Origin of the sequence: Vibrio sp. 10N.261.52.C11 (assembly GCF_041471405.1) — a bacterium.
In the GTDB taxonomy this organism is placed as follows: domain Bacteria; phylum Pseudomonadota; class Gammaproteobacteria; order Enterobacterales; family Vibrionaceae; genus Vibrio; species Vibrio crassostreae_C.
This window is the reverse complement of sequence record NZ_JBFROI010000047.1, coordinates 32,936-54,271: the sequence shown is the minus strand read 5'-3', so window position 1 is coordinate 54,271 and position 21,336 is coordinate 32,936. Positions and strand designations below refer to the sequence as shown.

At 43.6% G+C, this 21,336-nt stretch carries 19 protein-coding genes; 6 read left to right on the top strand and 13 right to left on the bottom strand.

Annotated features, from left to right (window positions below; translation table 11 throughout):
• Positions 1 to 2: 2 nt before the first annotated feature.
• Entirely contained in the window at positions 3 to 1,664 is a 1,662-nt protein-coding gene (ctaD, locus tag AB4323_RS17895) for a cytochrome c oxidase subunit I (protein ID WP_017061756.1), read from the bottom strand.
• Positions 1,661 to 2,863 carry a cytochrome c oxidase subunit II gene (gene coxB / locus AB4323_RS17890; RefSeq protein ID WP_048612909.1) on the bottom strand — a complete coding sequence of 401 codons (1,203 nt, stop codon included), beginning with the start codon at positions 2,861 to 2,863 and terminating at the stop codon, positions 1,661 to 1,663. Before coxB ends, ctaD begins: the two co-directional genes overlap by 4 nt.
• Positions 2,864 to 3,316: 453 nt before the next feature.
• Here coxB and AB4323_RS17885 point away from each other — a divergent pair, with 453 nt between their 5' ends.
• Positions 3,317 to 5,023 carry a phospho-sugar mutase gene (locus tag AB4323_RS17885; protein ID WP_372153003.1) on the top strand — a complete coding sequence of 569 codons (1,707 nt, stop codon included), beginning with the start codon at positions 3,317 to 3,319 and terminating at the stop codon, positions 5,021 to 5,023.
• Between the two features lie 107 nt (positions 5,024 to 5,130).
• Here the strand turns inward: AB4323_RS17885 and AB4323_RS17880 are convergent, their stop codons facing one another.
• From AB4323_RS17880 to yegD, 4 genes are all read right to left on the bottom strand, one after another.
• Positions 5,131 to 5,763, bottom strand: a complete 633-nt coding sequence (locus AB4323_RS17880) for a LysE family translocator (protein WP_017068640.1) — start codon at positions 5,761 to 5,763, stop codon at positions 5,131 to 5,133.
• Positions 5,764 to 5,913: 150 nt separating this feature from the next.
• On the bottom strand, positions 5,914 to 6,546 hold the full coding sequence (locus AB4323_RS17875) for a fumarylacetoacetate hydrolase family protein (protein ID WP_229648187.1): 633 nt from the start codon (positions 6,544 to 6,546) through the stop codon (positions 5,914 to 5,916).
• 349 nt (positions 6,547 to 6,895) lie between these two features.
• A complete protein-coding gene (locus AB4323_RS17870) occupies positions 6,896 to 7,972 on the bottom strand; it encodes a porin (protein WP_102332013.1) in 1,077 nt (358 codons plus the stop codon).
• Positions 7,973 to 8,464: 492 nt separating this feature from the next.
• The gene (gene yegD / locus AB4323_RS17865; protein ID WP_017064846.1) at positions 8,465 to 9,817 is read right to left on the bottom strand and encodes a molecular chaperone; all 1,353 of its coding nucleotides are present in this window, start codon (positions 9,815 to 9,817) and stop codon (positions 8,465 to 8,467) included.
• A gap of 160 nt (positions 9,818 to 9,977) precedes the next feature.
• Between yegD and AB4323_RS17860 the strand changes: the two genes are divergently transcribed.
• Positions 9,978 to 10,286 (top strand): DUF1289 domain-containing protein, encoded by a 309-nt coding sequence (locus tag AB4323_RS17860; RefSeq protein ID WP_080582242.1) that lies wholly within the window; start codon positions 9,978 to 9,980, stop codon positions 10,284 to 10,286.
• Positions 10,287 to 10,420: 134 nt separating this feature from the next.
• On the opposite strand, the gene AB4323_RS17855 is transcribed toward AB4323_RS17860, so the two are convergent.
• Positions 10,421 to 10,771, bottom strand: coding sequence for a HopJ type III effector protein (locus tag AB4323_RS17855; RefSeq protein WP_017061764.1), 351 nt, complete (start codon positions 10,769 to 10,771; stop codon positions 10,421 to 10,423).
• A 194-nt stretch (positions 10,772 to 10,965) separates the two neighbouring features.
• Here AB4323_RS17855 and AB4323_RS17850 point away from each other — a divergent pair, with 194 nt between their 5' ends.
• On the top strand, positions 10,966 to 11,625 hold the full coding sequence (locus tag AB4323_RS17850; RefSeq protein WP_102332012.1) for a PilZ domain-containing protein: 660 nt from the start codon (positions 10,966 to 10,968) through the stop codon (positions 11,623 to 11,625).
• Positions 11,626 to 11,684: 59 nt separating this feature from the next.
• Here AB4323_RS17850 and luxQ read toward each other — a convergent pair whose 3' ends face one another.
• From luxQ to AB4323_RS17825, 5 genes are all read right to left on the bottom strand, one after another.
• Positions 11,685 to 14,258 carry a quorum-sensing autoinducer 2 sensor kinase/phosphatase LuxQ gene (gene luxQ / locus AB4323_RS17845; RefSeq protein WP_372153001.1) on the bottom strand — a complete coding sequence of 858 codons (2,574 nt, stop codon included), beginning with the start codon at positions 14,256 to 14,258 and terminating at the stop codon, positions 11,685 to 11,687.
• Entirely contained in the window at positions 14,258 to 15,352 is a 1,095-nt protein-coding gene (locus AB4323_RS17840) for an autoinducer 2-binding periplasmic protein LuxP (protein ID WP_229648191.1), read from the bottom strand. Before AB4323_RS17840 ends, luxQ begins: the two co-directional genes overlap by 1 nt.
• A gap of 308 nt (positions 15,353 to 15,660) precedes the next feature.
• Positions 15,661 to 15,975, bottom strand: a complete 315-nt coding sequence (locus AB4323_RS17835; protein ID WP_102332010.1) for a GIY-YIG nuclease family protein — start codon at positions 15,973 to 15,975, stop codon at positions 15,661 to 15,663.
• A complete protein-coding gene (locus tag AB4323_RS17830) occupies positions 15,976 to 16,632 on the bottom strand; it encodes a YceH family protein (protein WP_017061769.1) in 657 nt (218 codons plus the stop codon).
• 56 nt (positions 16,633 to 16,688) lie between these two features.
• Positions 16,689 to 16,889: a hypothetical protein gene (locus tag AB4323_RS17825; RefSeq protein ID WP_017061770.1), complete on the bottom strand. Its 201-nt coding sequence runs from the start codon at positions 16,887 to 16,889 to the stop codon at positions 16,689 to 16,691.
• Between the two features lie 195 nt (positions 16,890 to 17,084).
• On the opposite strand from AB4323_RS17825, the gene AB4323_RS17820 reads away from it, so the two are divergent.
• The 3 genes from AB4323_RS17820 to AB4323_RS17810 all read left to right on the top strand — a co-directional run bounded on the left by AB4323_RS17820 (position 17,085) and on the right by AB4323_RS17810 (position 18,626).
• The gene (locus AB4323_RS17820) at positions 17,085 to 17,399 is read left to right on the top strand and encodes a DUF496 family protein (protein WP_004742367.1); all 315 of its coding nucleotides are present in this window, start codon (positions 17,085 to 17,087) and stop codon (positions 17,397 to 17,399) included.
• A 197-nt stretch (positions 17,400 to 17,596) separates the two neighbouring features.
• On the top strand, positions 17,597 to 18,223 hold the full coding sequence (locus AB4323_RS17815) for a D-Ala-D-Ala carboxypeptidase family metallohydrolase (RefSeq protein ID WP_017066096.1): 627 nt from the start codon (positions 17,597 to 17,599) through the stop codon (positions 18,221 to 18,223).
• A gap of 166 nt (positions 18,224 to 18,389) precedes the next feature.
• Positions 18,390 to 18,626, top strand: a complete 237-nt coding sequence (locus tag AB4323_RS17810; RefSeq protein WP_017061772.1) for a hypothetical protein — start codon at positions 18,390 to 18,392, stop codon at positions 18,624 to 18,626.
• Between the two features lie 31 nt (positions 18,627 to 18,657).
• Here AB4323_RS17810 and AB4323_RS17805 read toward each other — a convergent pair whose 3' ends face one another.
• Positions 18,658 to 21,222, bottom strand: a complete 2,565-nt coding sequence (locus AB4323_RS17805; RefSeq protein WP_372153012.1) for an ATP-binding protein — start codon at positions 21,220 to 21,222, stop codon at positions 18,658 to 18,660.
• Positions 21,223 to 21,336 lie beyond the last annotated feature (114 nt).

The following is a 21,336-nucleotide window of genomic DNA, read 5'->3' as shown; positions in this document are numbered from 1 at the left end:
CTCTAATCCACTTTCGGCGGATGGGTAAAGGTGTGGTGAGGCGCAGGGCTTGGTACTGTCCATTCAAGACCTTCAGCTCTATCCCAAGGCTTACTTGGCGCAGGCTCTCCCCCTCTTACGCACTTAATCGCTAGCCATAAGAAAATTAGCTGAGACAACCCAAACGCAAAACCACCAATCGACACGACTTGGTTAACGTCAGCAAACTGAATCGCATAATCAGGAATACGACGCGGCATACCCGCTAACCCTAAAAAGTGCATCGGGAAAAACAGTACATTAACTGAAATCACCGACGTCCAGAAATGCCACAGGCTGAGCTTGTGGTCGTACATATGTCCGGTCCACTTAGGCAGCCAATAATAGGCGGCAGCCATAATCGAGAACACGGCACCGGTTACCAGAACATAATGGAAGTGAGCCACAACAAAATAAGTATCGTGATATTGGAAATCAGCAGGCACTATTGCCAACATCAATCCAGATAACCCACCAATCGTAAACAGAACTATAAATGCGATAGCAAACAGCATTGGAGTTTCAAAAGTCAAAGCCCCCCGCCACATGGTCGCCACCCAGTTGAAGACTTTCACACCGGTCGGCACCGCAATCAGCATGGTGCAATACATGAAAAACAACTCGGCAAATACTGGCATACCCGTGGTGAACATGTGGTGCGCCCAAACCAAGAATGACAACAGTGCGATACTACAGGTCGCGTACACCATCGAGTGATAACCAAACAGACGCTTACCACTGAATGCAGGAATGATCGCCGAGACAATACCAAAAGACGGCAAGATCATGATGTACACTTCGGGGTGCCCAAAGAACCAGAATATGTGCTGGAACATCACCGGGTCCCCACCACCTGCGGCATCAAAGAAGCTCGTCCCAAAGTATTTGTCGGTCAGCACCATAGTCACCGCACCCGCGAGCACGGGCATCACGGCTATCAGTAAGAAAGCGGTAATTAACCATGTCCATACGAACATCGGCAGCTTGAACCAAGTCATACCCGGCGCGCGCATGTTCACTATGGTTACGATCACGTTAATCGCCCCCATGATCGAACTGATCCCCATAATATGAACTGAGAATACGAATAGCGCGGTACTGTCTGGACCATAAGTTGTCGAGAGTGGCGCGTAGAAGGTCCAACCAAAACTTGGGCCGCCCCCCTCAGTAAACAAAGATCCGATCAAGATTAGAAAAGCAAAAGGCAGAATCCAGAAACTGAGGTTGTTCATTCTCGGCAGCGCCATATCTGGAGCTCCGATCATCATCGGGATCATCCAGTTAGCCAAGCCCGTAAATGCTGGCATCACGGCACCGAATACCATGATTAAACCATGGACTGTAGTCATCTGATTGAAGAAATCTGGCTCAACGAGTTGCAAACCCGGTTGGAACAGCTCCGCACGGATCACCATCGCCATTGCGCCGCCCGTTAAGAACATTGCAAAGCTGAACCACAAATAAAGTGTACCAATGTCTTTATGATTGGTTGAATACAGCCAACGAGCCCAGCCTTTAGGTGCCGCATGTGAATCGTGATCATCAACAGGCAAATCATTATTGCCCAAGGTGCCTTCCGCAGAATGGCTCAGTACTTGATCTTCTGCTGGAGCCGATTTCACCGGCTTATTGATTGGTGAACTCATAACTGATCCTTAGCATCATTTTGTGCATCATCCGTTGAGCTTTCAGAACTGCCTTCTTGCTTCGCCTTATAAGCGTTGATATCTGAGGCCTGAACAATATCGCCGGTATCATTACCCCAAGCGTTTCGTTGATAAGTTACTACCGCTGCGATCTCTTTCTCAGTTAACTGATTATCGAACGCTTGCATCGCCGTACCGCCACGACCATAAACAATGGTGTCGATATGAACATCCACATCACCAAGGGCAATAGGACTTCCTTTGATGGCAGGGAATGCTCCGGGAATGCCCTCACCGTTTGCTTGGTGACAAACCGCACATCGAGTTTTGTAAACCTCTTCACCGATGGTATTCAACTCCGCCAAGGAAAGTGACGCATCTAATGCATCTTTCGCGGCTTGTTGTTCAGCTATCGCTAACTCTTTCTGTTCTGCTAGCCATGCGTCAAACTCGTCTTCTGCCATGGCATGTACCACTATCGGCATGAAACCATGAGCGCGGCCACACAACTCTGCACACTGCCCGCGGTAGACACCGGGCTCATCTATCTTTGTCCAAGCCTCGTTAATAAAACCCGGAATGGTATCTTTCTTAACGGCGAATGCTGGCACCCACCATGAGTGAATCACATCGTCGGAAGTCATCAAGAAACGGACTTTACGATCAACAGGCAGTACAAGTGGCTTATCAACTTCTAGCAAGTAATGCGCGCCTTTCACTTCGAGGCCTTCAATCTCTTTGTCACTGGTCGCTAGAAGGCTGAAAAATTCGACGTCTTCACCAAAATAGCTGTAATGCCATTTCCATTGTGAACCAGTGATTTTAACGGTCAGATCTGATTGGGAGGTATCTTCCATCGCGATCAAGGTTTTGGTGGCAGGTATCGCCATAGCGATGAGGATGATGATAGGGATGATGGTCCAAAGAATTTCGACTTTCGTGCTTTCATGAAAATGGGCAGCAACTGCGCCCTTCGATTTCCTGTGCCTCAAAATCGAATAAAACATCACACCAAAAACAACAAAGGCAATCGCACAACAGATGTAGAAGATCAGCATATGAAGTTCATACACCTTACCACTGATCTCAGTGACGCCTTGAGTCATGTTGTAATCACTGCTTGCGTGCACTAAAGGCGATACTAAAAGCACAACAAAACTCTTCAAAAGCCACGCTAGCCTAACCAGTAATCTCTTCAAAAGATCTCTCCTTATCCTTCCTAATTGGATACTTGCGACCTAAATGTCGTTGCGAGCTGGACAACATTCATTGTTATTCCGGCTACACATGAAAAGGCTGAATCTCAATCTACAACTCACATGGAACTAGCCTGTGAACGGGCTACTGACCTCATATAACCTAAGAAGTAATACGGTTCAAAAGCGTTGGAGGTTTCCATGAAAGATTCAAAAACGGCGAATTTGTTAAATTTTGTTATATTTATGTAAAAGGCTAGTTAGTGATATCCAATTATTCAAGGTAAGTTTACTTACTAAACAGTCAATTATTTGAAGTGGCTTAATCTACGTGCCCTCTTGCCGTTGGAATTTATTTTATATCGAGTTTTACGATTGCTTTCATGGAAATGAGAATTAATATCACTTAAATTAAATCAACGGTAAGTCATACAGACATTAATAGGTTTAGTGATTATGCAAGATGCAATGAATTGGTTAGCGAGAGACCCAGATCCAAGAACTCGTGAAGAACTTCAACACCTCATCGATGAGGGAATGCACGACGAACTTGAAGACCGCTTTACTCAACGATTAGAGTTCGGAACGGCAGGACTTAGAGGCAAAGTTGGATGCGGCCCAAATCGAATGAACCGTTTAGTCATACAGGAAACAGCAACCGGGCTCGGCCACTACTTAATCGAACATGTCGCTAATGCGACCATTCGCGGTGTGGTCGTCGGTTATGACGGCCGTTTAGATTCAAAGCAGTTCGCGATTGATACCGCTTCCGTACTCACGGCTTTAGGCATTAAGGTTTATCTAACCTCGAACGTCGCGGCGACCCCTATCGTTGCCTTTGGTATTGAGCACTTCAACGCCGCAGCTGCCGTTGTGGTGACGGCCAGCCACAACCCACCGGAATACAATGGTTTCAAAGTGTACTGGGAGAATGGCGCTCAAATCATTCCTCCTCACGATGCGGGTATTGCCGCTGAAATCGATATCGCATCGACCAAGCCGCTCCCTTTAATGAGCCTAAGTGACGCTGAGACGCAAGGTAAGTTGGTGTGGTTAACTGAAGGCTATTATCAAACGTACCGCGCTGCGATCAATCAGAGCCCATACGTGAGTGACGAGATCGAATCGGCGAACACCACCATCACCTATACCGCAATGCATGGTGTCGGCGCACAAATGGCCGAGGATCTACTTCACGATTCTGGTTTCCATAAGGTGTTCAGCGTCGCCGAGCAAAGAGAGCCCGATGGTAACTTCCCGACCGTCAACTTCCCGAATCCGGAAGAAAAAGGCGCGATGGATCTGGTGGTTAACTTAGCAAAAAGTGTCGATGCCGACATTGCTTGTGCCAACGATCCAGATGCAGACCGATTTGCGGTTGCAGTGAGAACAGATGATGGCTCATACAAAATGCTAACAGGTGACCAAGTCGGCGTGCTATTCGCTCATTATCTACTCTCAAAGCCACATACCAAAAACCAATTAGTTGGTAACAGTATCGTATCTTCAACATTGCTTGAAAAAGTAGCTCAATCCCACGGGGCGACTTATTTCCAAACGCTGACAGGTTTTAAATGGTTAGCGAATATTGGCATGCAATTGGAAGATGATCAGAACGAGTTCTTGTTTGCCTATGAAGAAGCGCTAGGCTACACAATTGGTACTCAAGTACGGGACAAGGATGGGCTGTCTGCCATCGTTGTTTTCGCTCAACTGGTTGAAGAGCTCAAATCTCAAGGTCGAACGGTCTGGGATCTTCTTGCTCAGATATCGTTGGAACATGGGGTTCATACCAACGCTCAGCGAAGTATTGCACTAGACCCAGATTCACCATCGATTGGTTCTAAGCTCCGCTCGGCACAGCCTAAAGCAATCAACGGTGTCGCTATCTCTGTAATTGAAGATTTGCAGTCTTCTTTACGCTTCGTCATTGGAGGCAATACTGAAGCCATTAACCTGCCTGCAAGTGACGTACTCATCTATCACCTCGAGGATGGTTCACGCATTATCGTAAGACCTTCCGGTACTGAGCCAAAAGTTAAGATCTACTATGAGACGGTGACAAAATTTGAAGGGACAGAAACCTACGAAGACACTCGCCTGCGCGGTGAGAAGTACATGGAGAAACTGATTGAACAACACCAACAAGAGTTGAATTCATAGCGATTTAGCGCGTTCAACATGTAACGGTTAAATATAAAAAATGGACGCTCGTAGCGTCCATTTTTGTCTCAGCGGCTAACCACGAGAAGATGTCTGATTTGATTCGTCTACGAAGTAAAGAAAGAAGACAACATCCAGATAGCTAACACGATGAAAACTCCGCCCATGACTTTCTGTTGATAGGTACGAAACTTCGCGTTTTCTACGAGAGATTTACCAATCGTACCCACTAACGCCACCAGCAAAAAGTTAAACGTTAAGCCGAGAACATTCAGTAATAAACCCAGAACAAGCATCTGCTGACCGGAAGTCGCTTCAATATTCGTCGACACAAACTGAGGCAGAAACATCACAAAGAAAACCAACGCTTTAGGATTAAGCAGGTTACTGATTAGCGCTCTTTGATAGTAGGCTTTTGCTGCAAAGTTATCGCTTAACTCAGGCGCGTTACCCTGCTCTGTTCGCAGGCAGTCCCATCCCATCTTCAACAAGTACGCGCCGCCTAACAAATGTAGAGCTTTAAGCGCTATTGGGCTCATTGCGATCAACGCTGATACACCCATAGCCGCTAATACTGTCAGAATGATTCCAGAAGTCGCATTACCTAGGCTTGCAAACACGCCGACCTTACGGCCATAGCTCATGCTTGAACTCGCAATCAGTAACATATCAGGGCCAGGTAAAAGGAGAAGTGCAACAACGGCAGTCAGGTAAACAGGTAGGATGGTTAAATCGATCATGGGTTTCAGTATTGATAAAAACGGAGGCGGATTTTATATCAATTACCAACACCCTTCCAGATGCAATTGGTTGTAGGATGGTAAAATATTCGAATTAAATACCATCAAAGAACAATAAAGCAAATTTATTAACCAAATAGAAAAGACTACTTAACTTGCTACCCACTCGATCTCAATCAATGTCGTATCGCCACACTTTAGGCGACCAAGGAAAATATCACCTCGATGCACTTCACCAACACCTTTTGGGGTACCTGTCATTACAACATCGCCATCAAGCAAAGTCGTGTAAGAAGAGAGCTCTTCTAGGATAGTTTGTGGAGAATACAGCATCTGCTCAACGTGACCCTTTTGAACGCGGACACAGTTAATAAATAATTCTAGGTTTAAGTCAGAGAGATCAAAATTATCAACGGGAGCAAAGCGACTAAAGACAGCGGAACCATCAAAGGCTTTGGCACGCTCCCAAGGTAAGCCTTTCGCTTTTAAGCTACTTTGCAACTCACGCTTGGTGAGGTCTAACCCTAAGCCCACGGCTGAGTATTGGCCATTTTCAACGATAAAGCAGATTTCAGCTTCATAGTGCAGTGCTTCTTGATGAAACGAAGAAAGAGAGGAAGTCACGCTGGTGCTTGGCTTATTGAAAACCACCATAGAGTCAGGGATCGCATTGTTAAGTTCTTCAATGTGATCGACATAGTTACGCCCAACACACAGTACTTTTGTTGGGGTTGCTGTTCGTTTCGAATTCATCAATTGTTTCTGATCTACAACGCTGCTCATAGTTTATCCCTGAACTATTTTTAGAGAGCAGAGTTTAGCGCATCATAAAATGAGAGTCTTCGACAAGATGATTACCGATCTCTAAATTCTGATCTTGAGCTCAATTCATTGATTTGAATACTTTTAGGTAAATATCGGTGTATATCTCGACCTACCCTCCAGAAATAGAGTCATCGGCTTACATCAATTAGAGAAAATGAAACTAAAGTAGGCAGTTAAATTTGAAGAGCATTAAAACGAAAGAAGCCCTCTCAAACCAAAAGGCTTGAGAGGGCTTAGCATGGTGTCTAGGACAGTATCCTAAAAGGTAAACTTAAGAAGTAAACACTATGCTAAATAAGTCTGCGACTTATAGGTAGTAACGAGCACCAAGAGTCCACTTGTCGTCAGACTTGTAACCAGTTTCGTCGTTTAGATCGAATTGGTAACCAGTGTAGCCAACAAAGTTGCTAGTGAAGTTGTATTCAGCTTGTAGAGCTAACTCTTCACGAGCTGTAGTAGTTGTTCCACCTTTAAGAACTTCGCCTTCAACAACTTCGTAGTTCACACTTAGGTTCAAGCTGTTCGCAAGTGCGTAAGCTGCTAGTAGTTCGTAAGCATTGCTCTCTTCAAGAGTTGTACCACTTACAAGACCAGCGTTCATATTCTCATTAAAGCCGTAGATACCAGCTAGGTATAAACCAGAACCGTATGAACCGTATGCTGCAGATACTAGGTGAGATTCAGCAGTCTTAGAGACACCGCCTTCAGTGAAGTCGCCAGTGTTAAATGCATAGCCTAGTTTAACACCTGCAATAGAGTAACCAAGCGTTGCTTGAACACGATCACCGTAAGATGCAGTTGAACGCGTTGTAATAACTAAACCGTTGTTACCAACCGTTTCTGTTTCAGTAGTAACATCGTTATCACCCTGCCAACCTAGACCAAAACTAAATTCACCAGCTTCACCAAAATCAAAAGCATTGCGGTAGCTTACCATTTTGTCTGCACGACCAGTACCAAGTGCACCGTGGTTGTCGTATAGGAAGTCATTCGCAAAAGCAATGGGCATATCTGTTGCTGCAGCTACATCGTAGTATGGAGACCACTGTGTACCAGCAACTACACGACCAAGCTCTTCATGAGTCAAACCAACGTAACCAAGACGTGTTGTAAATGTGTCATCACCACCATCTAGGTAGTTAAGTGCCCATTCGCCTTTAGCGTCAGCAGTAAAGCCGTTACCCAGATCTTGAGTAGCGTTAAAGTTGATACGTGGAGAGTTTGTACCTACTGATGCATCGTCTTTTTCAGAACCGTTCACGTTTACTGAAACGTGGCCGCCTACAGAAAACGCTGTGCCGTCTTCGTTGTAAAGTTCTACAGCAACTGCCTGTGTACCAAATACTGCACCAGAAATTGCTAGCGCTAAAAGTTTCTTATTCATTGTCATATCCATTATGTAACTGGGTGAGTTATTCACTAACAACCTCGTGCTTACGGAGAAGTTGTTACCTGCATTTAACAAGTAGGCAAACACTAATATACGAATGACAAAAAAGTTGCATTAAAATATATAAAATAAAAAAAATCGCACTATTAAAAAACAAAAATACCTTTTAAAACAGCTGATTAACACGACAATTACTGGGATCTCCTTTCATTCTTTGAGATAAATACTTTGATTATTTTTGATTTTATAATCACTAAAAAAGCATTAAAAATCTAAACCCAAGGTAACTCATCAGACCATCGAGAGGCTCGCCTTTGCCTTTGAAACATTTTGTAACACGTAGAGCTCAGCTGAAATATTTAGCTTTGTGAAACAAATCCCAATATGAGCTAGGAAAAATCGTTCAATAGAAAGTTCATTAGAGAAAAACAAAAAAAGGGCAACCAATCAGCGACTGGTTGCCCTTCATAACTCATCATTGAACTCTTATTTGAAGCAAACCTCAGCCCAACGAGCTAAACCTGCAGTTACTGAACCGAAGTAATTACCACTCACAATCGGTACATTCGGCACAGCTTGTTGTACGGCTTCACGAAGTATCGGTGAACGAGCGGAACCACCCGTCATGTAGATTACGTCTGGCTTTTTCTGGCCTTGTTGAATCGCTTCTTTAACCAACTCAATCATCTTAGACTTTGGTGTTTCAATCGCTTCAACCATCTGTTCGACTGAGATATCTACCTCGACCAGTTCAGAGGCAACATTAATCGCAGCACGATATTGAGGGGATTCTGCCAGCGCAATCTTGGCCTCTTCCGCTCTACGCACAATACCGTAACCCAAAGTGTCGTGATAAACCTTCATCAAACGTTCTAGCTTTTGAGGCTCTGACGCTTCTTTACGAAGTAATTTTAATGCCGCTAGGTTTTCTCTTGAATAGAAGTTCTTTTGAGCTTCAACATTATTAATCGCAATTGGGTTCCAGAATTGAGTCAGTGGCATATCAATACCCGAAATGCCTTTGCTGCCCATACCAAAAGGTGACATCAGTTGTTTGAATGCAAGATAGATATCGAGGTCATTCCCCCCTACCCTTTGCCCACTGTGTGCCAACAAGCTCTGGGTACGATCCGCTTTACCAGACCACGTTGGTCCCATTTCTAATAATGAGCAATCGGTGGTACCACCGCCAATATCAACAACCAATACTGTTTGGTTTTCAGTTAATGTGCTTTCGTAATCAAGGCCTGCGGCTACGGGCTCAAATTGAAAAGCGATATCAAGGAAACCGGCACGCTTAGCTGCGCGAGACAGTATGTCTTCAGCTTGTCTGTTCGCCTCTTCACCACCTCGACCGTGGAAGTTAATTGGTCGGCCGATAACAGCTTGCTTGATCTGCTCTTGAGTCGTGAGTTCGGCTTGATTCTTGATATTTGCCATCATGGCGCACACTAAATCTTCGAAAAAGCTCACCTGCACATCATGCAGTCCACTCGCGCCAAGGAAAGATTTAGGGGACTTAACATAATAAACATCGCGAGGGTCTTCTAAATATAAGTCCAACGCAGCCTGACCAAATGCCATGTCTTCTGGCACTAAGTCGATACTCTCTTCTCTGTTCAGCGCAATCGCACGTCGTAGTACTTGCTCACCGATCGCATCACTCGGCTTGATATTCAAGTGGCGGAATAGATGTTCAGAAACACTCTCACGAGTAGGCGCAAACACGGTTGAGGGAATATAGTGGTTGTTACCTTCTAGCGGTAACAGGCTTGGCTCTCCATTAACCATCGCCGCGACAGAACAGTTCGCTGTTCCATAATCAAATCCAATAAACATAATATCCCCCCACTCAACAAAAGGGGCGAGATGCTACATGAAAAGCCTAAAAATTACGAGGTCATTTCTAAATTTAACTGAGTAATTTCTTAGCTTAACGGCTCTTCAAGAAGAAACAAATATGCTACATTTCAGCCCAAATGAATCACAGGTTAGAGAAATGAAAACACCTTGCCGAGCGGCTTGTAAAAATAATGGCGGAATGTGCAGTGGCTGCTTTCGAACAATGGATGAAATTATAGGTTGGAAAGGCTTATCTGAAGAAGAGCAAACGTCGGTTATGGATAATCTTAGTGGCGCGAGTTCGACTCACCAATGTCCACAGTGTAATGAGCCAGCTCAATGCGATATCAGTGCGGGCAAAGAGACGTGTTGGTGTTTTGAGTTAGAAAAACGAGATACTAGCGATATTCCAAAGGCTGGAGTTTGTATGTGTCGTAAGTGCTTGTCTGCCCTGCCCGTTCAGTAGTTTAGAGCCCATTTAGTAAGTTACTGGATAGCAAGTTACTAGCCAGTTCAACATAGACAAAAAAAGCGAGAGGTTGTTTTCTCGCTTCAAAATACTGAGATTAAATTTCGACCTAATCGTTACCTGGTTAGTGTCTACTTCACTTTTGCAACCAGCGCAGGCTGAGAAAACTGGATACCATTCCAGCCATGAACCATAAAGTTACGAATATTTTGATGGTCGCTGTTCTCAGGAAAACCTAGCACGTCGTTACGATAAAATTGACCAAAACAAGCAAGTGTTTGCTCTGCTGATAGGCCTTGCTCTAAACCAAAAGCAAAAATCTTACACGAACCATTATTCTGCCCTGCAGCGTTCACTACCTCACCATTGCGAAATTCGCGCTCAGAAAAATCATAGTGAGCTTCGATCACTTGCATTGTATCTTCAAATTGCACGGCCTCTGGGGTTTCAGCCAGAGTATTCAATAAGGTTTCCAGTTCCATTTACTATTTCTCCATCAAGTATATATCTGTCAGCAGTGTATCTTGTTTTACGACAAGAGTAAGCCGTTGTTTACTTGAGATAGCGATTCACTTTTTTGTTGTACGCTGCTAATTACTTCAATGAAACTAATGACATAGTTTTATCAGGGCGTTATATTATTTTATCAAACGATTAACATTGTTCAGTAACGAATATGCATAAAGATAAAAACTTAGAACTGTTCAGATACCTAAAGCCAGGTACAAAAACAGCAGGTGTATTGGAATTTGGCCCAGACGACTCAATCCAGATCAGTACACTTTATATCGGACACAAAGAAGATCAGTACCTCATCCTAGAGCTTACGCAAAAAGCGACAGAAGCACTGACGCTGAGAAAGCTCACAAACGTTGATATTATTGTTCGTGCGATTACCGACACCGAACTTGGGCACATTGTCGCGTTCAAAACCAATGTACTGGCTCATATCACCTCTCCAGCACATCTAATCTTCCTTCGCCCACCCTCAAACTTTGCAACCAAGCCTATTCGTGAACACGAAAGGTATAAAGTACGTCTCAGCTGTGAAGTCACTTTTGATACCTTGTCGCTGGATGCCACACTAGTCGACTTTTCAGCGTCAGGGTGCGGTATCTATCTTACCCAGCAATCAGATATTGATGTCGGCTGGAAGATAAAAGTCAATTCTGACTTAAATGAGTACTTAGATGACGATCTTGTCTACAAGGTGGTAAGTAAGAAAAGGCAAAGACAAGGCCGGTTGCTAGGTATCCAATTCCCTGAACACCTAGATATGAGTGATGAGTTGAAAACGCTGCTATTGGAACAAGCCTTTGTCGCTGGCTCGATATAAAGGCAGAAAATTAGTTACTTCTCTTCAACAGACTCCATTAAAGAGCACTAAGTTAAAGCCTAGTGCTCTGTGTCATTCCAGTATGAGTTTTTGAAATGAACAAACGCTTGGTGGAGCGACTCTTCTTTAATCGGCTTTACAATCACGTAATTCGCCCCTGCGGCCATAAAGCTGTCTCTAGTTGACTCTTGAGCATCAGCGGTACACGCATAAATAGGGGCTGACACACCAATCTCACCTCTTAGCTGCTGAGTGGTTTCAACACCACCGAGATTAGGGAGTTGGTTATCCATCAAGATCAAGTCATAGGTAATCGTCTTAGCCATCTCAATCGCTTCTAAGCCATCTTTTGCCCAGGTGACGACCATGCCATATTTCTTACAGAAAGCCTGAGCAATAAAGGCGTTGGTGTGATTGTCTTCCACCAGCAACACATTCAAAGGTCGACTAAACAACGCCTCTGGCTCAACCTCAGCTTGTTGCTTAGCATCGACTAATAGCGGCTTGGCGTGTACGACTACAGGAATTTCTATCGTGAACTCTGAGCCTTGACCTATCACGCTGCGGACTTGAATGTCCCCTTCCAGCATATCGACCAGATTTTTTACAATTGTAAGTCCTAAACCAGTGCCACCATATTCACGAGTGGTGGTCTCTTCGGCTTGAACAAAGGGTTCAAAAACAGCATCAATTTTGCTTTCATCAATACCAATGCCAGAATCTTTCACTCGAACGATCAAGCTGGCGTGATCGGAGTTAAAGATACTCTCGAGCTCAAAGCTGACGGAGATACCGCCTTGATGAGTGAATTTAAAAGCATTACTCAACAGATTAAACATGATCTGATTGAGGCGTACTTGGTCAGTATTGATTTCAATGTCATCAACCAAGTGATTCACAATGGTAAATTCGACGGATTTATCTTCACACAGCGGTCGATAGATGCTGTCTAAGGTATTAACTAACTCCCCTAAACGGAAGTCTTTCTTTTGAATATTAAACTGCCCTTGCTCAATCTTTGAGAAGTCCAAGATATCGTTAAGTACCGCCAGTAAATGTTCCGCACTATTACACAGTACATCCACCTGCTCGCGATTATCTTCATTGTGCATAGAGCGCTTGAGCAGCTGAGACACACCGAGAATACCGTTGAGCGGCGTGCGAATCTCATGACTCATCTTAGCTAAGAAGTCTGCTCGCACATTCGCAAGGTGCTCAGCTTCTTCTCTTGCTCGATCAGCCTGCCGTTCCGCCTCGATAAGCTTAGTAATATCTTGGCCTTGTACCACTACACCGGTAATGCCGTGTTCCACACGAATTGCTGACATGTTCCAACGAAACACCTTTTCACCAATTGGCACGTTAATGCCCGTCAGCTTTGAACCTTGAACCACCATATGGATATTCGGTAGCATGCGATGCTCAAACTCTTGAGCCACCGCTCCGTAGTTATCATCGGCGTCAAATAGCGCCATACGAGCAGCGGGGTTCATCTGAATTAAGTCACCTTTATCAGACCAAACCAAGATAGGTGAATGAGCAAAGTTAAAGAGATCTTGGAATTTTTGGTTCTGTTCAGATAAACGTTCAAAAGTATCCTCAAGGGTGCAACCAATATGATGAAACTCGAAAATGTTGGAGCCATCGAACTTGTTGTACTCTTCGCCGTCACTTGCTGAGCGAGTAAAGTCCATCAACTTATCGAGTTCAACCGCCACCTTTCTTTGAATCCAAGCTCTCGCAAAGAAAGACATCAATATGATCACCACAATCACAACAATGATCGCACGCTCATAGTTCTCTTCTAACGCAATGAAGTTAGTGTTCTTTTGGACAGCTCGAATGGTAAGGGGCGTTTCAACGGCATTGATCTTAATGGTCGCGATGGTGACGAAATGACGAGGCAGTTGCTCGTACATTTTGTAGTTGAGGATGTCCGTTATTGTGTAACTTTCATCGCCACTGAATGTCGACGTAACCGGTGTTCCGTGCGCTTCGATAACAATATTTTCGCAGTTGCTGCCCTTCTGAATAGACTCAGCCAGAGAGAAATTGTTATCAAGTACGATCGCGATATAGAGCTGACCAAGAACCTCCCCTGTTTTGTTATCCACAATAGGGGTTCGGCGAGCCAACAAATGACGCTTACCAATATCGGTTATCACTTTAATGAAATGCCAGTTACTACTAAATGAAACCTCATCAGAGATATGTTTTAGGTTGGACTCATCCAATCCATAAAACTGACCGTTGCCATCTTCCCAGGCCAAACCGTCATGAGTAGAAACAAAGCGAAGATCCGGCGCATGATCCGGCTCTCTTTGGTCAACACCAAAAAAGAAATAACTCAGAGCCTCTTCATTGTGGGTATCAAAATACGCTCTGAGTGTTTCACTGTGTGAGCTACTGTCTTGATGGATTTGCAGCACCGACAAACGGTAATCAAACATATTTTGGATCAAGCTAGAGGTTTGCTGGACCGTTCGATTCGTCTCTTGCTGTACGATATTACTGCTGGTTTCATAATTATGAATAAGCACACCAAGTGCCATCACGCCTATCACCAAAATAACGATACGCGTAATGAGTCTAGCTAAAGTGTTTCTAGGTGTACTGGCGTAACTTTTCTTCATTAATGACCTGAGTACCTAAATGCTCGCTGTTTAAGTTCTGAAATACGTTCTGGGGAATCTTCCTTGGTGACAATTTCAAATTCACCAGAGTAAACGGTAGGCACTTCCAAACCAGCTAGATCCCACTTGATCGCCTCTGCCATTGCAATGCCTGTATCGTCGTTCATACGCATGACAGTAACATCTAGGTCGCCCCTTGCAATGGCTTCAAGTTCAGCAGAGCCGCCTCCCCAACCATTCACTAAGATGTCTTGGCCCGATTCACGAATCGCTTCCATTGCACCGAGAGCGACATCCGTTGAACATGCATAGATAAAGTCTAGATCCTTATCGTTCTCTATGCTGATTTTAGCCGCTTGGTAGCCACTGTCTTTGTTTGATTTTGTGTAAAACGAAGACTTAAGGGTAAAGTTGGTAACCGTATTCACTTCATGGATAAAAGTATCTCCACGCGCATCACTGATATAGCCTTGTGAGTAATACAAAACAGAATACTTACTGTCTGGCGGACTTACTTGTTTAAAATAGTCCGCCAGTTTTAAGCTGCCTGTCGCATGGTCAAAACCCACATACATAAATGGCTGTCTATCTGCCCAAGCTCGCACTGGCGTCGTGATATTTTGAAGAATCAGTTTGGTGTCTGTAGAGGTCAACACGTACTCGATAAACTTGCGGTGGCGCGTGGTATCTAGCGTGAAAATCAAATAATCCGTCTTGTTTTCAATCGCTTCTTGCAACGAAATACTCTGCTGCGCGAGATCGGCATTAATACGGGTAAACACTTGATTTATTTGATAGCGGATCTTCAGCCTATCGAGACGCTTCTCAAAAGCTTGAATATTGCGAACCCAGTAATCCGAGATCTGTTGACCCGGATACACCACGGAAATCGTAATTGGTTCGTCTTGGATTCTTCTCAGTGGCACAGGGTGATTTTGTACAGCCTCGACCATTTTATCGGTCAATGCTCTTTGTTCTGGAAAAGTGGAAAGATAATCTTGGTATTCCCAGTACCTATTGAGGACATGAGTACCATGGGAAAGAGCGGACGCAGAAAATACGGCAAGTCCAAACAACATCAGTAAACGTTTCATATTTTTCTCGTTTTATATGAGCTACTTTGGCTCATTTTTTAACCTAGCATGACACCATCTCTTTGTATGGCTAATGGATATTATGTAGGACAACGATGATAAATGATAGCGTCTAACACTAATTAGAACGACATTCTAAATGAGCAATATGTTAATTTGGAATGGAGATTAAGAACAACGAGTTAAATTATGATTTCAGCCCATTCACGGCAAGAGTAATTACCATTTAAATTCATAAGCTTAGCTAGAGCCGATATAGCTCCTTACACTATTAAGATTTAATCAATAACAAACATTTTAGCTATGAATTATGAGACTTCGATATATTGAATTTTGTCTTTTTGCCACTCAATAATCAGTTTGAGTGATACCAGTTTTTCTTTGCGGGATTTGGGCAACTGCTTGATCGCGTATTCGGTTTTCAACGCCTCACTTTTTGAGCCAACACCAAACCTCCAAACCAGCTTAAGTGGGCCTTTACCTTTTAAAGCTTTGGCGCCTTTACCGGTTTGATGTTGTTCAAATCGACGTTCTAGATTGTTCGTCACGCCACAATAAAGGGCATTGTGACGATTGCGGATCAAGTACACGACCCAATCCGCATTTTTATCAGCATCTGACATTTAAAGCAGTGATTCAACCAGAGCCTTAAGCTCTGCCACTTCTGCTCGTAGGCTTGCAACTTCAGACTCAAGCTCTTCAAACTTTTCACTCGTTGCAGAGGGGGCAGCCGCGCTTACTGATGCCATCGCAAACGCTTCAACGTCCACTTCACCGCTCAACAAATGCTGGTAGCGTGATTCACGTTTACCCGCTTCGCGTGGCAGCTTCACAACCAAGGCACCTGCTTCTCTTGCAGCGAGTTTGTCTAATGTTGCTTCTACTTCTTTCACATCACTAAAGTTTGCAAGGCGACCCGTTCGAGTACGAAGTTCACCGGGTGTTTGCGCACCGCGCAGTAACATACAGCAGATGATTGCACGCTCTTGCTCTGTAAATTGCAGATCGCCGAACTCAGTGTTGCAGAAACGATGCTGATACTTATTAACACGGCTATTGAAGCTGCTCTCATCACTCACCATGCGACGTCCGATTAAACCATCAACTGCATCTAAAACATCTGACTCAGAAAGAGAGAGAACAGGTTCACGGTTACTCTTTTGATTGCATGCCGTGGTTAAACTGTTCAGTGTCAGTGGGTAATGATCGGGAGTAGTGACTTCTTTCTCGATCAAACAACCGATAATTCTCGCTTCAATTGGGGAAAGTACTGTGTTCATCGTTTTTCCTTTTTATTATTTTGATAATTCCATCTCAACACCTAACAATGCAGTAACTAGTGTTCAGACAAAATTGGTACTCGTTTCTTTCTGCCCTGTTCATCAATCATTATGATCTTAGAACGGTTTAGCTCTATTTCCACGACTTCCAAATAAGTACGCTCTTGTACATACGCATCACGAAGCTTGTTTTGTTCTGCTGAAGATTCCGTGACATTCTCGTCCAATTCTTCGTTTTCCAATTGTTGTTGATTCATTTCACATTTCGTATCAATGCAGTATCTACATGGGATACTAACTTGAACGGTAAGATAAAAACAATCACACATCAGCGAGAGTGACGAATAATTAAACAACCTTACTTTTGCTTTGATCTAAAGACTGTTACATCATCAATTGATGTGCTTTAATCAGAAGCAGACAACGTATTTGACGAATAGGAAAAGGAATCTATGAGCAGCGTATTTGAAATTGTTAACCAAGCACGACGTAAGAACAAACTTAAGCGTGAACTTTTAGACAACGAAAAGAAAGTTCGTGACAACCGTAAGCGTGTCGACCTTCTTGATAACCTACTTGATTACATCAAGCCAGAGATGACCCACGACGAGATCCTAGGCATTATCAAAAATATGAAAGCTGACTACGAAGACCGTGTTGATGACCACATCATCAAGAGCGCTGAGATTTCTAAAGCTCGCCGTGACATCAGCCGTCGCATTCGTGAACTGACAGAAGAAGACAAGCAAATCCAAGGTAAGAAGTAATCTAACCTCGCTAATTTACTTGTAACAATGTTAGTAACCCACTCTTAGTAGTGGGTTTTTTTTACCTAAACTCCAGCGTCTATACTTAAGCATCTAAACCTAACCGTCTAGGCTTAAGCGTACCTAAGCAAAATGAATGAAACTCAACAGCAGTATCAAACTAAATAACGAGTGTACACTAGCGATGGAGAGACTTTATGTACGGAAGTATTCTGATAACCTTGGCGTTATCAACGACACAACCTTACCCTGAAAAATTTGAGAAACTTTATACCGAAGAAACCGAAATCACTTATGACGATCTCGTGGTCGATGTTCATGGCTACAAGGTTCCGACCCGATCAGCATTTCGAGGTTGGATGCTCCTCAATCACGCTCAAGACCAAGTGAGAGCAATCGGACAACAACTCAAGGACAATGGCGTTACTCAGAGCATGCCTCTGCATCTCGTTCTATTGCAAGGGACGGATTGGGCAATGAGTAATACAACCTTGTTTACCCTCCCAAATAAGAAACATGTGCCAAACATGATCAATACCCTGAAGTACATACAACAATATATTGAGCCTGAAATCGGTGTTGTTATACCAGTATCTGGAGAGCGAACCGATATCTACAATCAACAAGCTGGTGGTGCACTGCGAAGTAAGCACTTAGAGTTTTGTGCCTTAGACCTAGTGCCTGCAAATGACATTACTCGCGAAGATCTACACGTGAAACTTAAAAAGATTCATTCGGAATTCGGGCAAAAAAATAATGTTGGGCTTGGTTTATATTCAGGTGTTCGATTCCACATCGATACTTGTGGGTTTAGACAATGGTAAAGAAACACGATCAAGTCATAAAGACATGCAATTCGCACGTGTCACTTAGACTCTAAAAACAAGAAAAATTACATAAGATTATGATTTTAAATGTAAATTAAAAATGGAACGCTAATTGATATTAATAACAAGTATCATAATTATTAATAGCAATTAGGAATTCAATATGAAGACGATGACTCAACGCTTTCAAACTCTGCTTTCTGTTTCAAACTTCAGTCTAGCTATCACAACCTTGCTTATGCTTCTCAGTATTATTGTTGCTTATCCAATGGCCGATCACTTCTCACTGCCAATTCAAATCGTCGCCCACATCAGCACCATCTTAGTCGCAGCCTTGCTGAACATCAGCTATGTCGGTCGTTGCCTTGCACAATACAACCTTGGATTGGAAGTTCGTTAAGTAGCGCCGCGCTAGCCTTGATACGGGAGCCCTAGACAATATCAAGGCTACTGAAAAGATCGTACAGCTGGTGAGATTTATAGGGTTTAGGTAAGTAGGCGTTCATACCGGCTTCAAAACAATCTTTGATGTCTTCTTCTAGAACACTGGCGGTTAAAGCTATGATGGGTAATGGTGTGACTTGTTGATCGGCTTCCCACTGACGTATCGCACGAGTCGCCGTTATGCCATCCATAACAGGCATCATGCAGTCCATTAAGACTGCATCAAACTGAGCACCCTGGGTGATGACATCCACCGCTTCTTGGCCATTACTGGCAATCAAATATTCATAACCCGCTTGCTCAAGGAAGAAGCTCGCTATTTTTTGATTCATCAGATTGTCTTCAACGATCAAAATGCGTCGATTCAGAGAGCGAACTTCTTCATCTTTTGCTTCCACCGTCGGTGATTGTACTTCACCGGCATCAAGCGATCGTAGGCTGTTTAAGAAGCGTCTACCCAAAAATGGTAATGTGTGAGTCGAGTGAACCGTTTCTGTGATTAGATTGGTTTTAAATAGGTGATGCTGGCACACAATAACGCGAGTCAGCGGATACAACGCCTTTAACGCCTCAAGATCTTTCCTCATAGAGTGATGCAGCGTGTGACAATAAAGCACCAAGTCACTTTCTTTCAGGCTCTCACCAAGATCCGAAATGGATGATACAACATTAGGTCGAACATTTAAGCGCTCGCACTCTTTGACCAATTGATCGAGGTAATTGAAAGAATTAGAAATAATTGTCGCACGGCTTAGGTTATCGAACGTTTGAGCGTGAGCCTCGACCGTGTCTACGTACAAACAAAAGGTGAATGTAGAGCCTCCTCCTTTCACTGAGCGTGCGGTAATATAGCCGCCCATCAAGTCAACAAGCTGCCGACAAATCGCAAGCCCTAGCCCTGTACCGCCGAATTGGCGAGTAATACTGCCATCTTCTTGAGTGAAAGGTTCAAAAATGGACTCTAGCTTCTCTGGCTCAATCCCAATCCCGCTATCAGACACACTGCATTCAAGCTTACCTCGCCCCAAAGACATCGGTGTATAAGCAATATCCGTTGTAATCGTGCCTTTTGAGGTAAATTTAATAGCATTAGACAGCAAATTGGTTAGCACTTGTCGAACACGATACTCATCGAAAAACAGCTGTGTTGGGGTTTGAGCATCAATGTTGATATCGAGTTCAATGTCTTTACTGATCGCTTTCGACTGAATCACACTCACAGAGTCATAAACCGCTTCTCGCAAATCAGCATTGTGTGGTGACAACATCAAGTTACCCGACTCGATTTTAGACAGGTCGAGTATGTCATTCAGCAGCACCAGTAAAGAGTGAGAGGACGATTCGATATCCCCCAGTACTTCTTGTTGATTTGGGCTCAGTTGGCTTTGAGATAAGATCTCAGCCATGCCAATGATCCCGTTAAGTGGCGTGCGTATTTCATGTGACATATTTGCTAAGAATGCGCTTTTGGCTTTGTTAGCCGAAATCGCGTCTTCTTTTGCTGTTATCAACTCTTTGTTGTGCAGATAGTTGCGTTCCATCACTCGATTTAGGGTTTCAGTGAACTCGGCAAGCTCATCGTTCCCTTGGATACGAATCACCTTTGGCTGGCCGTAGCTATCAGCGCATTCCGACACACCTTTCAAGATAATCGACAGGTTTCTGTTTAAGCGCAGAGATGTCGCAACCCCAAGCCACATCAAAACACCAGAAGCGATGAGTATAAGCAACGTCATGACCAAGGTTTGCCTTTTCTGCAACGCGATATTCTTGGTCAGTTCAAACTGTATTTGATTGGTGTAAGCGCCAATCGCGTTTGAAATAGCCCGTTTTTTAACCTCTAAGCTTTTCAAGTGTTGATATATTTCGGGTGATGAAAAGTCCCCTTTGAGGATTCGAGATGTAAATTTGTCTTGGAATTCATCTTTGGCGACAGCGTTTAGCAACTGTCTAATGTTTGGAGAACGCGTATCCGAACGGAAAAATGTATCTAATAGCTGTTGCTGCCTCTCTAGAGCAGCGACATAGCTAAGCAAGTATTGGTTTTTAAACTCTGGGGAGCGATTCAAACTGAAGCTTAACCACGCTTCTCTCTGAGTCCAAAACACATAATGCGTAAGATTGATAAACATCGCTTCAGCTTGACCGATATTTTCATCGACTAAGGCCATACGATATTCAGACAGCTCCATCAGCACGTCTTTTAACAAGTCGAAAGCGCGCTCTGTCAATTTTCTGCTGTCTGTCGTTTCAGGTGTACTAGCTAGGATCATCAACAACTTTTTCAATTCAGCTAACTGAGGGTCAATACTCCAATTGCTGTCGAACCGTTGAAGTCGCATTCCATACTGAGTCAGTCTATCCAGTTCTGATTGCAGTGTTAAAAGCAACTGACCTTTCTCAGGGGAATCATTAGACAGCACCAACCATCGATAAGCATCACTTGAAACCGTATTAAAAAATTGAAGCGCTTCGACCTTAATACGCGTTGTTTCAAGGTGATTCATCTTCTCATCGTTCTTAAGCACTTCATTCACTGTAAACCCGAACATAATGAGTACAGAAACCGTGGAAAGAAAAATAAGACGCCATCTAATTGACATGTTTATCATTTTTATAACTACTCCCTTCCCGAAAGTAATTTACCTAACCCAAATTAAGAATAG